The following is a 15169-nucleotide window of genomic DNA, read 5'->3' as shown; positions in this document are numbered from 1 at the left end:
CTTTGCGGCAGTCTTTTGTTAATTGTCTAATGGTTTATCCGATTCTCTTAGTAATTCATAACGCATTTCGTTGGCTCGTGCTGGGTAGTTTGCTGGCTACGCTCGGAAGCAGCTATTCGGGTTGGTTATGGCCTCGCTCCTATCGCTCTGTTGATCAGACACTACGCATTGCCGCAACATCAATTGTGCACACCCAGTTGTTGCTCGGCTTCTATCTTTATTTTTTAAGTCCAATTGTCAGTTACTACTGGCATTTCTCGCCAGATTCCAGCCAATCGCCAGAATTTCGCTTTTTCAGCCTGATTCACATTGGCCTCATGTTCACGTCAGTTATTATACTAACAGTCGGCTCCAGCCTTGCCAAACGCCAGACCAATGCACAACAAAAATTTAAAACGACGGCTATTTATTTCACGGTTGGACTTATATTAATTTTGATAGCCATACCGTGGCCATTCTCACCTTTAGCTTCACGACCCTGGTCCCGTACATTTTAACTACTTACCTAACTGACAATGAATTTCTTCAATTCACCCAAAATTCGACTGCGCGTTATAGGTTTTGCCGAGGGTGTTTCCTATCTGGCTCTTCTATTCATTGCAGTACCGTTAAAACGGCTGGGCGGGCACCCGGAAGCCGTGCAAATTATTGGTCCAATTCACGGATTGCTTTTTATACTCTATGTATTGACGGTCATTCAGGGAAAAACCGAATATGGCTGGCCATTGGGTAAAACTGCACTGGCATTACTAGCGTCAATTGTTCCGGGAGGCACGTTTTACGCCGATCATAAATTCTTTCGTCACTTACCAGCTAATCCCGAACAGATATGAACGAACTGGTTTTCAAAACGAACATAGTTTATTATGAAAGCCGCTAGGTTTAGCTATAAGGAGTTGCTCTAAACGGGTAGTTTATAACGTAAAAAGCCGGACGACTCGTCCGGCTTTTGCATTACAAGGAATAATTTTATTTGTTTAGTTAGCAGCCTCGGCAGCAGCAGCAGCTTCGGCAGCAGCGATAGCCGCGCTATTCTTTTCAGCGTAATCATCACGCTGCGTTTCGAAGTGAGCAAAGATTTCAGTAACTGCATCGACGTTCTCGGCAATTTTCCCGTGCATCGTACCCAGATTCTTCTCCAGATATGAGTCGTTCAATCCATTCATGTTGTCTACTTCGATCTTACCTATTTTTTCGATCAGCGCAGTCTGGCTATTTTGTAAATCTTCCAATTCGCGAACGATCTTATTCATCAATTCAAACTTCTGTAACTTATCCATACCGTTTATTTTTTTGTAGCTATTATATAAACTCGTTAGTGGGCAGATAGTTTAATCAAGTCGGTGTTGTGTATCGTTCATATAGGGTTTCGATACGAACTGTTTTCCATCCCGAAGTAGTATAAAGTCGCTTGTTGTTTACAACTCGGATACGATTTTGACCATCTACCATTACTATTCTTGCGGTGCGAAACGGGTAGAGTCAGAGATGAGCGTTTTATCAGGCAAAATCTTGTTTTCCGTAATTCCCCGATTAAAATCAACTAGTTGAGTTGCGCCCTGCATGGCAAAATTGACACCCACACTTGACTCAGATAGTATTGGTTCCGGCTTTCCATACAGCGTATTTATGTATTACTCTGCCCAGAACTGAGTAAAAAGGAAGGTGCGATCAGACAAGTGCTTACTTTTATCGTAGATGTCTATCCGTAGATTATAATCAGACAAATTCGGTAGTTCAGTCAGCCTATTTTGCGAAGTCCTGCCATCAATATTGACATCAATTGCTTCACCAGCGACTGGTTGGATAGCCGACACACGTTGTGGCCGGGATCAGCTACCCGCAAACTCACCAGAACGCAGCGAAATTCAACTCAACAAAATCCAAGAAATAAATTTGGTGTACCGTCAGCTAATTAAGTAAGTAGCGATCTTACCAGTATCAGATTACAGCAATGGATTTGGCACGTTTGGCTAAGCCCTTCTGAGTAAGCACCATAAAGAGCTTGATTCGCTGTAACCTTGGCGAATTAAGCTCTTTTCATTATCTTCCATCCGATTTAGTTATCATTCTCATGGAAATTACGCTCAACACACAGATTCAGTTAGTTCCCAATCAATCCTCTTCTGTTCTTGGCAATGAAACAATATTACTCAATTATGAAGCAGGAAACTATTATGAATTGAATGAGGTAGGCGGATTTATCTGGGCGCTGTTACAAAATAAAAAAGTCATTCAGGTTCACGAAATCCAACTATGCCTGCTTGATGAATTCGATGTAGAACCCGCCGTTTGTCAGGAAGAGTTAACGCTATTTTTAGATAATCTTTTACGTGAAAAACTTATCGAAACTAGCGCATAATACAGCGAAATTTGCCGTCGTAAGTCGTAACAAAAAATGGCTGTTGGTTAAGGTATTTTTTGTACTTACCATTTACAAATTCCTGCTATTTGTCTTTCCCTTCAATCAGTTTTTTAAGGAGGCAAAAAATTTATCTTACACTAAAAAATCTCCTTCTGTAAATACCCTTAACACCATTGTTTGGGCTATCAATAGTGTGAGTAACAATGTTCCGTTGGGATTTACATGCTTGGTGCAGGCACTTAGTGCAAAATGGCTGCTAAAAAATCACCCGGATGTTCGGGTATGTATTGGGGTTAATAAAAGCACGACGCAGGACTTTTCGGCACATGCCTGGGTCATTTATAAAAACAGAATCATTTTGGGCGAACAGACAACCCAACGATTCGAGCCTATTTTAGAATGGAATTGATTACGAATTTCCGTACTGCCTAACGGCTAACAAGTAGCTCTAATTCTCTTCTCCCCAATTACCAAAAACAACGTCTATCCCACTTATCCGACGCCGGTAGCGGGAAATAGTACCATTGTTACAGACCACAAATGCTCATCTTGCTTTATAATTTCCAGTCATTCCCACTAAATTATTGTCCCGGTTTTCCTTTAATGCCCATTTGTTAAGGTGTAAATTGACCGTATAACAACCACTAGTATTACGTTTGCAAACGGTTTAAACAGTGTATTATAAATGAAGGTTGGTCTGTCACCTGAAATAACATTGCTATTGATGGCCTGTTCGACAAATCTGTCAACCGAAAAAAAAACGCAGCTAACTCATTTCTTAAGCCAGCATCCCCTAAACTGGGAACGACTTTATGCGTTAGCCGGTCGACATCGGCTCAAACCTTTTTTGTACCAAACGTTTCTGCAAATACCAACTATTCCAGAATCATTTCTAGCTGCCCTGCAACAGGACTGCCGAATATCATCGACCGATAATTTATTGAAGTTGCACCAGTACCACGTTGTATCAGCTATTTTAACGGAAAATAATATTGACCATATGCCGCTCAAAGGCATCTTTTTGGCTGAACATTGCTATCCAGATAGTGGCCTGCGGATTAGTGGCGATATTGATGTATTAGTTAGAAAAGAAGATGTTTTTAAGACTGTCCATCTGTTGCAAACAAAAGAGTATCATTTAAATCAGCAACAGCGTCTGCATTGGCAACAGGGAGAGCAAGTTATCCTTACCGATTTATTTGAAGTCAGCTTATTCAAGCCCTTTTTCAACGACAGTTATTTCGACATAGATCTACATTGGCAAATTTTAGGTTTCAATAGACATTATGCTTTATTCGATCTAGCTTATGTCCGTTCAGAACCCACTTTTTCAACTGAGCGGGAGGTTGTTTTATTAGTAATACATCATGGCGTTAATAACGTCTGGCAGCAAATTTACTATGTGAACGATTTGTATTTTTTCTTGAACAGCCGCGGCATCAATTGGGACCGGCTAATGCAGGAATTACGTCTATACGGCCTTGAGCACGTCTTCTTGGCAGGTTTATATTGGTGTTATCAGGTATGGAATATACAACTACCAGAGTTCATTCATGAATTAGTGTTGTCGCCCAGAATTTATTCATTAGCGGAAGCCTATTCTAAAAACTGGGAAGCCGATAATTCGAGTGAATTCAGTACTCTTATTTTAAAACAATTAAGCTTTTTTATAAAGGCTCAAACGAAGTTTAATAAGCAGCTAAAAATCTGTAGTACATTTATTAGTAGCCGCGTGTTTCGATACAGTCTGTTCAGAGTTGGCAAGCGCCTGATCTACCTGCCAAAAGAATTAGGGTTTATAACCATATTGATACGTACCATTCAATCCTTGTTTCGCTTTCTGCCGACTCATCGATAGTATGTTTCCTAAATTTGGTAGATAAAGAAACACGCGTAATTTTTCATCTAAAAACGTTTTCAAACCTCTTTGGGCAAAGAACCCAACCAGAGGGCAAGATAAATAATCCGGCTCAGCAACCAGTTGTAGCGGGTTTTTCTCCTGACCGGTATGCGTTGATCAAATACAATGTGTACAATTCGGAGAAATAGTGTCCGGTCAATGACGGCCCAAATGGGATGACTGGGAGCAGCGAATTGCTCGTGAGTAGCCTCATAGAGTTGCTTCGCTGAGAGCGTTCCATATTCCACAAAATTGGCTTTTGTGAGTCGTGAAACAATAGTCGGTGGCAGTATATCGCGCAATCCATTACGAATCAGTCCCCGCCCCCGCCCCTTGTCAAAATGAACAGCCAAAGGGGTTGCCAAACCCAATTCAACAACATTTTTATCAAAAAAAGGAAATGAATACTGATGCCCATAATAGGCTCCGATATGGTTCATTTGTTCGTTACAAAGCACATTGGTCGAGTTGAGAATCTCGTTCAGTGGCTTGTGCTGTCCTTCAGCCCACGTAGCCGCGAGTGCTTTTGTCGTTCGCTGCGCCCTTTCTGGTACACGCTGCTTAAAATCTTCACTCAGTGCATTGTTAATGAATCTATTAGGCGATAATCTATCCCTGATTCGCTTGAAGAAATAAGCGAAGATAGCCGATGAAGAAAGACCAAAAATTCGTTTTTGCTTAAGAAGCATCGCGCTAAAATTGGGTATGGATTGCTCTCTAAATCGTTTTTTCATATTAGTACCGATGATATATAAAGCATACTTCTCAAATTTGGCATCTTTACTCAACTCAGACCAGTTCTCACTTACGTAAAGCAAATTGCGACCAGGCAAGTCAATAAATTGCTGGCAGGCTATTTTCAAACCCTCCCAATCAGTTGCATCCACCAGTTCATCAATAAAATCAAAACCCGTCGGGATAACGCTATCGCCATCATGGCCGGTCAGAAGAATATCGCAACCAGCTTGTTGGGCTTCCAGTGAAACGCTCAGATGAAAACTGGATGGAATAATAAAATGCTCGGGCCTATCGAATAAGTGATTGATTTTCAGTACAGAATCTACTATATCAGCCAGTGGCCGAACCGTGTGATGATGGGGATGCCACTGCTCGACCACAGCCCGTACATATTCTTTTTCGTCGGCCGAAGGTTGTTCAGTGTCAATATTAAAAGTATGTATCGTAGGGCGCTGCTGGTGGCTCAGTAGCGCTTGAGCCACACAACTAACCGATGAAGAATCCAAACCGCCACTTAAATGCGATCCAACATTTTTTTTCTCACCGATCCGGCGGTCAACAGCTTCAGTAAACAAATCATGGAATAAAGTTGAATAATCTTCAGACCTGCTCAGACCACTATATTTTTTAAGATCTATATGCCAATAGGCATGTACCTGCACAGCCTGAGAACTGACTTGAATATAATGGCCGGGCAATACACTATATATGTTTTCATAGAATGTTTCTGCACCATATGGCACATAATCCGTAGCCCAGGTTAGATACTCCCGAAATTTATGCTCGTTTGGTCTGGTAATAACTTCCCTGAGCGCCAATAATGCCTTAATCTCGGAAGCAAACGCAACAAAACGTTCTGGTTGATACACGTAATATAATGGCTTTACACCTAAAATATCCCGTGCGCAGAAAAGGGTTTTCTGATTTAAATCCCACAACGCTACGGCAAAATCCGCGTTCAGCTCATTAAATGAAATGGGTCCATTTCGGATAAAGTTTGTTGTAAAAGACTGGTTACTAGAATAAACATCCGCATCAACAGTAGCATAAGTGGTGGTGTTTAGATCCATTTCACCACCAAACACCATTAATATCCCCCGGTCAACCAACCGACTTGTTACTTCGCCCCGGTGCTTTAGTAAATCAATAATTCTAGCTTTATCGGTCTCTGTTACATCCTGTCCATCGAATCTGATCATTCCCGCGATACCGCCCATAGTATTAAAACGAACTTGATCAATTGGTTTCCTGTCTACTGCCAAAACTACCCAATTTATTGTCAGGGGTACTTCCAGGCACTTACGGAATTTTTACCGTTCAGGATAAATTCTTGCTTTTTAGTAACCAAATAATGTTATTTGACACAATTAATGTGCCGCGTAAATTCGTAACATTGTAGAATGCTCATTAGTATTTACTTTTATATCATTAAACATCTTACTGCATGAAATCAAAGGATACTCAACATATACTGTCTCCAATGCCTAAGAAGGCCTATAAAACGCCTAAACTCAAAGTGTTGGGTAGTGTTAAAAAACTTACGCTCAAGATAGGCTCTGTAAGTGATGGTATGTCGCCAGGTTTTGGTTGATTTTAATAGCAATATGAATGAGCCTCTTCGCTGACTCTTATTAAATTCGTAAATAACTATCTTTCGTAACATCGTGTCTGTGTTGTAAGGTGCCAAATTTTGGACAGCTTACAACACAGACACGATGTGCTTTTTACGTGAGCCTGAAAATGCCAAGAAATAGTGGTTTGTATAATGCGGTTCTTTTCTTGATTCTATGCAGCATTATCGGCGGTTGTCAGAAAACTATAGACCCCACCCCCGATGATTTGGCTTACTTTCCCCTGCAAACCGGCGATTACTGGATTTATCAAGTTACGCAGGAAAATTACTCGCTTACTACTGCTGCGACTACACGCGTCTTTCAACTTCAGGAAAAAATTGGTAGTTCATTCACCCGAAACGGGCAGCTATTTTTTCAGATTGAAGAATCCACTAGGAAATCAGAGAAATCCGATTGGCAAATTAGCGCCATTCGAACAGTTTACAAAAACCCATCAGAAGTGGTAATTCAGGATAATAATGTTCCTACGGTGAGCCTGATTTTTCCAATTTTAGCTACCACGTCCTGGAATGTCAATACCTATAATGCCCGACCTGATACGCTACTTCAGTATAAGGATATCGGACGTTCGTTTACCGTTAATAAGCTGAAATTCGACCAGACCGTTTCAGTAATCGGCCCTTCTGATTCGACCTTAATTGGCTTGGATAAATACCGTCGGGTGTATGCGTCAAATGTTGGCCTGATTTACCGCGAAAACGCTTCACTGGCCTACTGTCAATCGTCGCCCGACTGTATCGGCAAAGGCATTATTGCATCCGGCACGACACAAAAATGGGAATTAGTGGCTAGCAATCGACTGCCTTAATGCTGCCAGACAACTTTGCCCGTATGCATTTCGGCGCGGCCATCTTTATATGTTAACCGCAGCGAATACGGATAAAGTCCGGGTGTTGTGCCCTGCCACAGAAACGAATTTTTTCCGGTCGATACCGAAAAACTATCCTCAAAGACCTGTATACCAGACTGATTATAAACCGTCAGATGTGATTCTGTCGGTAATTCTTTTACGTTCAATGTCAGTTCAAACTTTACATAAGTCGCAGCCGGATTCGGATAGGCCCGAAGCGTAACGGGTTCATCATTCGCCACTACGCCAATATCCAGTATATAAGGGGGCTGAGTTCGATTGCCAGCGGCATCCTTCCCGAAAACAACAAGTTGATAGTTACTCCCCTCAGTAAGCGACAAATTCGTGGTTACCTGAAGTTGATTCGCCGAGACTGCCGAGACCGAAAACAACGCGGCTGAAATCTTTTGTGGCGAACACGTTTCGCAGCTTTTTAGATAAATATCAACAGCATTCGTGTCCTTTGACGAAAGTGGATTTTCGTCCAGAATATAAATTTCCAGCTGTGGATTTAGTCCAACCACTGCCTGATTTTCTCTGATTTTCCCATCTATAAACACATTAATTTCAGGACTAACCCGATCCGGCAGCACGTTTGCGGGATAGCTGCTGCTACTCTGCGCCTGTGTCCAGTCAATATCTAAGGTTGCTTTATTATTTGCTTTACTTAATTCAATAACCTGATTATCAGGATCAATTATCACCTCTATTCGTTGAAGCCGCTCATCTTTAGCCATCGTGTAGGCCAATGTGTCGCGATACCGAAACGCAGCAAAAGGAAAAGTACTACTCGTTATAACCCCGTTTATCGTCTTTTTTAGCGACAACACAACTAACTGCCCCGCCACAAATTTACCAAGGTTCGCCAAGGGAATAATAACCCGAAGCGAATCACTGTTTTTGAGTGAACTACCAATTACTTTAGACTGAATGTATAGTCCTTTTTGTTCAACCGAAAAGTCGGGGTTAGGCAATGGATAAAAACTCACAGCCGGATCGCCCTGCAACAGCATCTGCAACATAACGGAGACATCATAGGGGTTAACTCCCTCACCTTCAAGGGCCATGTTAAGCTGCTGCTGCACTTTCCCGAAGGGTTGCCCAAGGGTGGTAGCATCAGCATATAGATCCGTGTAAAGCTTTGTCAGATAGCGGGTTGTGGGTTGCTGGAAACTCCAGTAAGTATGTGCCAGCACCAGGGCGGCTCCTTTTTGGGGGGCGAGCAACCAGTCGGTTGACAGAGTCTTGAAATTAGAAAAAATCTCACCAACTCCGCACCCGTTAAAAATCATAAGCGGGTAATATTGATTGCGAAATCCATTCTCGGGGGGAGAGGCAAACCCAAAATTCATGTCGGTAACCGATGGTCCGGCATGGCCGAAAAACGTAATCAGGCTAACGCCGTCATTGACTAATGGAGAGATATTTATCTGCTCCACTTCATCCGTTGTACTTTTACTGAACGAGCTAATTTGACCGCCCAAAAGCCCATTGGTATAAATAGCACCAATACCGCTCAGTGCTTCGCGCAGCCCCGATGCTTCGGGTCCGGTTTTACCTCCGCTAATGTGAACAATATGCTTTCGCCACAGGCCGTTTGGGGTCGCTCCTTCGAGTTGTTTTACTTTTTCCAGATACGTAAGTACCTGCTCATTAGTTTCTGTATTAATGCGTCCCGTCGGAATGGCGGGTGTATTGATAGGGTAACTACCTAAACCAGCCGTTAACAAAATATCGGAGCCGGGATAGCCAACCGTTGGCACCAAATCATTAACACTAGTTTTGACAGTGTACGGATAACTATTTGCCCGACCAATGAGCAACAAGTTTTTCACCGACGAATTAGCCAGGGCAAAATCAGCAAAACGCCGAAGTCCCAGTGGACTTTTCTCCCCATAATTAAACTGATCGTACAACGAATCCGATTCAACGATAAAGGGTTTGTAGCTACCACCCTCAACGGACGCCCGATAATTGGCATATGTAACCGCTGACGGCCTGAGCGATGAGTGGGTAATGATCAGATAATCCGTCGTTTTTGGCAAGACAATCTGCAACTTGACCGATTGAGTAGCCAGTGGTTTATTGATATGATTCGTGAGTAAAATATCCCGACTTCGGGTTGTTTCAGTCACGACTATCAGCGTTTGGCCGTCAATGATCTGCGTAGCTAAATAACGACAGTTTGCCTTGTCGGTAATATCGTAGGCAACTGTTGCCGCAGGCACGTTTTTTATTGCCATCAATGCTGTTAAACGTGGGTTCGGCGGCAAGTGAAACACCTTGTTCGGCTGGCCGGTCATATCCAGTAGTTGCGGATACAACACTTTTACGTAGGTTATCGAAAAATTGTTGGTGTAGCCATTCTTTTCAGATTTAAATTTTATCGTAAGCTGCTCATTCTGAATCGTTAATGGATTGACTATTGACTGAAACGTCTGACTCGCGAAGCCCGCACAAGACAAGGGAGCAATGGGTAAAATGGTAGTCGCATCTACCTGCACCTGTATTTGGTGGAACGAATTGTCCCGGCCATTTACCATACCTTCCAGCATGATGGGCCAGTTTACCGATGCGCGACCCGGTAATTTCATCTGAACAACACCAACCGAATCAGCCGTGAGTAATGGTCCTGACCAACCTTCACCTGGCTCAAAATAACTTTGTTGCAAGGCCGGCTCCAGGCCCTTTAAATTATTAAATGTATAATCGCTGGTAAAGGCATGAACGGTTTCTTCGATGTGGAATTTTTCGGGCGATAACCCCTGCGCCGATGTATTCAGCTCTGGCATTCGTTTACCAACCAGCGTAAGACTACTGGTCAGAAAAAATGCGGCCTTGTCAGAAAATAATGTCTGGTATGGATGTAATCGTTGCTGTGGCCGATAGAGCAATGAATCCTGACTCCCATCATTACCTTCACCGTAAAACTCAATATAATCCTGCTTATCAAATACACCATCTTGTTGGCCTACCACCCGAACCGCTACTTCGTGTCCCCTAAAAAACAGTTGCCAGGTAGCCGGATTTGTCTGTAAGAACGATGCATCAGCCGTTTTAATATCGTCGTAGCCAACACGATAAATACCAGCCTGATTTACTGAAAACTTCAGGTATTTCTGGCCCGACTGTATCCATTCGTTGCCGAACCGATTCTGAGCGTTTACGACCAGCGCATTTACCACAATCCACACGAAAAGTAACCCTTTTTTCATACAGAAAAGAGTGTCATTTTGCACTGCATTATTACACAAAACATTATCAAGTTTCACCAAAGATAACCGAATGGTCTGAATTAAAGGGTAATGTCTTGAAGCCTCGTAAACTCCGCAAGAAACGGGTTTATCTACATAGTTAGCGGAGCGACCTTTGTATAGGTCAACAATCGTATCGACCAGTACACAACTACTATGACAACCGACAGCACCTACACCTATCAGCAAATTGCCAGTGCCATCGAACACCTGACATCCCACTATCGGGAGCAACCGTCGCTGGGTGAACTGGCCGAAAAAGTCAATCTAAGCGAATTCCATTTTCAGCGGCTTTTTACCGAATGGGCGGGCGTAAGTCCCAAAAAATTCGGTCAGTATCTGACGCTCGAATATGCCAAATCCAGGCTTCGTGATGGGTATCCACTGGCCGATGCAGCTCACGACTCGGGCCTTTCTGGTACAGGCCGATTGCATGATTTATTCGTGACTATTGAAGGCATCACACCTGGGCAGTTTAAGCAGGCGGGTTCAGGCTTACTTCTTTCGTATGGCATATTCAATAGTCCGTTCGGTCCCTACGTGTTGGGAACCCTTAACAATAAAATTGCCCTCCTGCACTTCCTGAATGACGGCGACGAACCCGAAACTATTCTGACAACCGCCTGGCCCGAAGTTTCCCTTAAGAATGACTCGCCAGCCGTCCAATTTCTAGCCGACCAGATTTTCCCGACAACTGCTATTGACATTTCTGGAGACCTTGGCAACAAGCTGCTCAAACCATTGCCGATTCTATTGCGAGGCTCCGCATTTCAACTCAAAGTGTGGGAGGCTTTGCTGAACATACCCGAAGGTCGGTTAGCTAGCTACGACCAGATTGCCAGCGCCATTGGGCAACCTACGGCCTCGCGGGCAGTCGGGACGGCTATCGGTTCTAATCCCATTGGTTATCTGATTCCATGCCACCGGGTTATCAAAAAAACCGGGTTATTCGGTGGGTACCGTTGGGGGGCTGAACGTAAACAGGCTATGCTGGGTTGGGAAGCCGCACGAGTTGAAAAGTAGTGCAAACCGATTACCCTGATGGTTTATAACGAAATCCTATAGAAAATGAACCCCCATATAAACTGGCCTATTTATCAAACCAAGCTCTCCGAAACGGGCTTTGTGCTCCTACCAACGCTTCTATCTGCCGACGAATGCCGTGAAGTGGCTTCCCTATATGATACGTCAACATTGTTTCGGAAAACGATTGTTATGCAGCAACATGGGTATGGAAGTGGCGAGTACAAGTATTTCAACTATCCACTGCCGCCCACTATTGACCTTCTTCGGCATGAGTTATTTGACAATATGGTCTCTATAGCCAACGATTGGAATGAGAAACTCGGAATCAATCTACGCTACCCAACTAACTTTGACGAATGGCTTGCTATCTGTCACAAAGCGGGACAAACCCGTCCAACACCCCTGATTCTGAAGTACGGCACGGGCGGTTGGAACGCGTTACATCAGGATATGTACGGCGAATTGTATTTCCCGTTTCAGGCGGTTCTATTTTTAAATCAACCGGGGAAGGACTATACCGGAGGTGAGTTCATCATGCTCGAACAACGCCCTAGAATGCAATCGAAAGCAACGGTTTTACAACCGGAACAAGGGCAAATTTTACTTTTTACGACTAAATTTCGACCCGCTAAAAGTATACGGGGTTACTACCGTGTGGCAATGCGGCACGGTGTCAGCGAAGTCAGAAGCGGCAACCGTGTCAATCTGGGTCTGATTTTTCATGATGCGGCATGATTCGTCACACAGACTTGGGAACAACGCCATTTGCTCAGCTACGAGCGTTGGGCAAGTTGGTAAAAAGTAAAGCCATCACTATAGGCGGACACCGACCCGGCAAAATTTATGGCCTGCTTACCTGCCGGTCGGGCAAACGTATAAAGTCCGCAAACCGAGTCTTTTTTCGAGACGAAACTGAAGCTATTAGTCAGGGTTTTCGACCTTGCGCAGTGTGTTTACCAATAGCGTACAAGGCTTGGAAGCAGACACAGCGATAGTCCTTGTTACTATCATTTTTTTAGGTAAACTTGGCAGAATAAATCGATGGTTATCCGTATCAACCTACTGAGATAGTCATGAAAAACCTCTCCCGCTGGGCCAGCCAACACGGTCGAACTGCTATTGCATTACTTATTTTATGTGAAGTCTGTAACGCAATCAATGGTCTGCTACTGGGCATGAATCTGTTGGAGAACTGGCCAGCAGGCTGTTTGCTGCTTCTTATTTTGGGATTTGCAGTCGGCGCGTTTTTCATACAAACGCAATCGGCTCGTGTAGCCAATCAGTCCTATTGGGTAGGCAGAAAATGGCTTTTTGGAGCGTTTATCATCAACTTCTTTCTGTTCATCCTGCTGGGCGGCTTTTGGGCCACCAGCATACAAAAGCCAACATTCAGCCAAACAGCCTGGGGTAGTCGAAAAATAGAGGTTCAGTCTGATACAATTACGCCACCATCAACTCTAAAATCACCTAACCCAGCTTATTATGAGGACCGAAGTGCGGTGCAGGAGCAACCAATTAGAAACCAGGCCGGCAAACGGATTGGGTTTGTGCTCCTGTTTCTGTTGGGTATAGTGCTAAGCGGTTATGCGGTTGGGCTGGCCTGTAGTTTGGCCTGCGCCGGTAATGGCCTACTTGCTTTTATGGTCGGACTCCTGGGAAGTGGTATCTTCGTCAGCAGTTTTTTCCTGCTGAGTCGCGCTTTCGATAAAATCATTAAACCCTGGAAACTAATGAATCGACCTGAACGAAAACGGGTCTATTTGCGTGCTCTGCTTTTGTTACTTGGTTTCTGGATAGTTTCAACGTTGCTGGGCCGATTAGCTAATTGAGCTTATTAAAGTATCTTTTTTAACACTGCCACACTCTGTTCTAACTCATCTTCTGAACTCGATGCAAAGCCCAGTCGAGTTCCGTTAAGTTGCTGACCGGGTGGATTGTGGAAGAGACCATTCGAAAGAATTAGCCCCTCTTGAGCAGCACGTTTGACCAATAATTCCATATCAATAGCCGGATCGAACAAGGCCCACACAGCAAGCCCGCCATCAGGTTTATTGAACTGTATAACATTCGGCAACTCAGTTGTTAGCAGGTCGCAGAAGTGGTCGCGCCGGGTGTGGTATGTGCGTAAAGCTTTCCGAAAATGACGTCTTAGATCGCCGGATTTGAGTAACTGCCCAACAGCAAATTCGAGCATTGGGTCACCCTGCCGGTCGATGATGCGCCGAAGCCGGGCCAGTTCATTAGTCAGAGTCGTTGGCGCCACCACGTAGCCAATCCGAAAAGCGGGTGCCACCGATTTAGTCAGTGACCCGACATAAACGACCATTCCTCGCCGGTCGGCACTGGCCAGCGGCAAGATTGGCCGACTGAGGTAATGAAAATCATAATCATAGTCATCTTCCAGAATAGCAAATCCGTATTGTTCAGCCAATTGTAGGAGTTTGATACGGCGATCAGCCCGGAGCGTTACCGTTGTTGGATAATGATGATGAGGTGTTACAAACACCATCCGAATCGATTGCTTTTCACAGTGGATCGCTAACATATCCACATCAATACCGTGTTCATCAACGGGAACGGTAAGTACCGTCGCCCCCGCTTTTTGAAAATTCATTGTCGCTCCTATCCAGGTTGTTTCGCCCACTACGACGGTATCACCTGGCCGTAAAAGCACTTGGCTCGTAAGGTGTAGTCCCATAATACTGCCACGCGTAATAAGCAAATTATCAGCTGTCGTTCGCAGTCCGCGCGTTTCGTTCAGATAAATCGAAAGCTGTTCACGCAACAGAAGATGTCCTTTTGTGTCACCATAACCAAAATGTTGCTGCGGATTACCCCACCGAAAATATGAGCGATATGCCCGACTTAGCTCGTCCATTGGGGCCAGTTGAATATCAGGAAAACCATCGTCTAAATGTAAGCCAGCCTGATTTGTTAGTACTGGCCGAATCAGAAAATCGAGTGTTTCAACTGCGTATCCCGGCACTTCATTCAGTACGTTATATCTCGAAGAAATAGCCTGCTTTTCGTCAGGCACCAAGGGCTGTGGGTTAACTTCCGGGAAATGGGCCGCTACATATGTACCACTACCAACCCGGCTTTCGAGCCAACCCTGTGCTGTACTTTCGTCGTAAGCGGCTACAATAGTTTGTCGATTCAATCCAAGTAAATCAGCCAGTTGGCGCGTACCCGGCAACCGTTGTCCCGGTGCCAGTGTGCCCCGGCGAATGAGATCGCCAAGTTGATTACTCAACTGAACAAAAACAGGTGTGGTTAACGATTTATCAAGCTGAATCAATGACTTAAAAGGAATCATAACCGGACTAGTCAATTTATCAGAACTGGACGATTTTAATAGTCCGGTAAAGATCGACATTTGTTTTGTGATTTAGACAAATAGAT

15 protein-coding genes are annotated in these 15169 nt (G+C 44.1%); 11 read left to right on the top strand and 4 right to left on the bottom strand.

Annotated elements, in window-relative coordinates:
* Positions 1–29: 29 nt before the first annotated feature.
* A complete protein-coding gene (locus ACFS25_RS05035) occupies positions 30–497 on the top strand; it encodes a hypothetical protein (RefSeq protein WP_381497316.1) in 468 nt (155 codons plus the stop codon).
* 18 nt (positions 498–515) lie between these two features.
* On the top strand, positions 516–833 hold the full coding sequence (locus ACFS25_RS05030; RefSeq protein ID WP_381497315.1) for a DUF3817 domain-containing protein: 318 nt from the start codon (positions 516–518) through the stop codon (positions 831–833).
* A gap of 144 nt (positions 834–977) precedes the next feature.
* Here the strand turns inward: ACFS25_RS05030 and ACFS25_RS05025 are convergent, their stop codons facing one another.
* Positions 978–1280, bottom strand: a complete 303-nt coding sequence (locus ACFS25_RS05025) for a hypothetical protein (protein WP_381497314.1) — start codon at positions 1278–1280, stop codon at positions 978–980.
* Positions 1281–2074: 794 nt separating this feature from the next.
* Here ACFS25_RS05025 and ACFS25_RS05020 point away from each other — a divergent pair.
* The 3 genes from ACFS25_RS05020 (at position 2075) to ACFS25_RS05010 (ending at position 4223) form a co-directional block, all read left to right on the top strand.
* A complete protein-coding gene (locus ACFS25_RS05020; protein WP_381497313.1) occupies positions 2075–2362 on the top strand; it encodes a PqqD family peptide modification chaperone in 288 nt (95 codons plus the stop codon).
* On the top strand, positions 2334–2774 hold the full coding sequence (locus ACFS25_RS05015) for a lasso peptide biosynthesis B2 protein (protein ID WP_381497312.1): 441 nt from the start codon (positions 2334–2336) through the stop codon (positions 2772–2774). The genes ACFS25_RS05020 and ACFS25_RS05015 overlap by 29 nt, the downstream gene beginning before the upstream one ends.
* Positions 2775–3050: 276 nt before the next feature.
* Positions 3051–4223, top strand: a complete 1173-nt coding sequence (locus ACFS25_RS05010) for a nucleotidyltransferase family protein (RefSeq protein WP_381497311.1) — start codon at positions 3051–3053, stop codon at positions 4221–4223.
* 59 nt (positions 4224–4282) lie between these two features.
* On the opposite strand, the gene ACFS25_RS05005 is transcribed toward ACFS25_RS05010, so the two are convergent.
* Complete coding sequence (locus tag ACFS25_RS05005; protein ID WP_381497310.1) at positions 4283–6202, bottom strand: asparagine synthetase B family protein; 1920 nt, start codon at positions 6200–6202, stop codon at positions 4283–4285.
* A gap of 245 nt (positions 6203–6447) precedes the next feature.
* Here ACFS25_RS05005 and ACFS25_RS05000 point away from each other — a divergent pair, with 245 nt between their 5' ends.
* The gene (locus tag ACFS25_RS05000; protein WP_381497309.1) at positions 6448–6594 is read left to right on the top strand and encodes a hypothetical protein; all 147 of its coding nucleotides are present in this window, start codon (positions 6448–6450) and stop codon (positions 6592–6594) included.
* Between the two features lie 149 nt (positions 6595–6743).
* Positions 6744–7445 (top strand): hypothetical protein, encoded by a 702-nt coding sequence (locus tag ACFS25_RS04995; protein ID WP_381497308.1) that lies wholly within the window; start codon positions 6744–6746, stop codon positions 7443–7445.
* Here ACFS25_RS04995 and porU2 read toward each other — a convergent pair.
* Positions 7442–10702: a putative type IX secretion system sortase PorU2 gene (gene porU2, locus ACFS25_RS04990; RefSeq protein ID WP_381497307.1), complete on the bottom strand. Its 3261-nt coding sequence runs from the start codon at positions 10700–10702 to the stop codon at positions 7442–7444. The genes ACFS25_RS04995 and porU2 overlap by 4 nt on opposite strands.
* A gap of 195 nt (positions 10703–10897) precedes the next feature.
* Here porU2 and ACFS25_RS04985 point away from each other — a divergent pair, with 195 nt between their 5' ends.
* The 4 genes from ACFS25_RS04985 (at position 10898) to ACFS25_RS04970 (ending at position 13596) form a co-directional block, all read left to right on the top strand.
* Positions 10898–11764 (top strand): methylated-DNA--[protein]-cysteine S-methyltransferase, encoded by an 867-nt coding sequence (locus ACFS25_RS04985; RefSeq protein WP_381497306.1) that lies wholly within the window; start codon positions 10898–10900, stop codon positions 11762–11764.
* A gap of 45 nt (positions 11765–11809) precedes the next feature.
* Entirely contained in the window at positions 11810–12502 is a 693-nt protein-coding gene (locus ACFS25_RS04980; protein WP_381497305.1) for a 2OG-Fe(II) oxygenase, read from the top strand.
* The gene (locus ACFS25_RS04975; protein WP_381497304.1) at positions 12499–12762 is read left to right on the top strand and encodes an Ada metal-binding domain-containing protein; all 264 of its coding nucleotides are present in this window, start codon (positions 12499–12501) and stop codon (positions 12760–12762) included. Before ACFS25_RS04980 ends, ACFS25_RS04975 begins: the two co-directional genes overlap by 4 nt.
* Before the next feature lie 78 nt (positions 12763–12840).
* Positions 12841–13596, top strand: coding sequence for a hypothetical protein (locus ACFS25_RS04970; RefSeq protein ID WP_381497303.1), 756 nt, complete (start codon positions 12841–12843; stop codon positions 13594–13596).
* Positions 13597–13601: 5 nt separating this feature from the next.
* Here the strand turns inward: ACFS25_RS04970 and ACFS25_RS04965 are convergent, their stop codons facing one another.
* The gene (locus ACFS25_RS04965) at positions 13602–15143 is read right to left on the bottom strand and encodes an aminotransferase-like domain-containing protein (RefSeq protein WP_381497302.1); all 1542 of its coding nucleotides are present in this window, start codon (positions 15141–15143) and stop codon (positions 13602–13604) included.
* Between the last annotated feature and the right edge of the window lie 26 nt (positions 15144–15169).

Origin of the sequence: Spirosoma flavum (genome assembly GCF_042686045.1) — a bacterium.
In the GTDB taxonomy this organism is placed as follows: domain Bacteria; phylum Bacteroidota; class Bacteroidia; order Cytophagales; family Spirosomataceae; genus Spirosoma; species Spirosoma flavum.
This window is presented reverse-complemented; position numbering and strand designations above follow the sequence as displayed.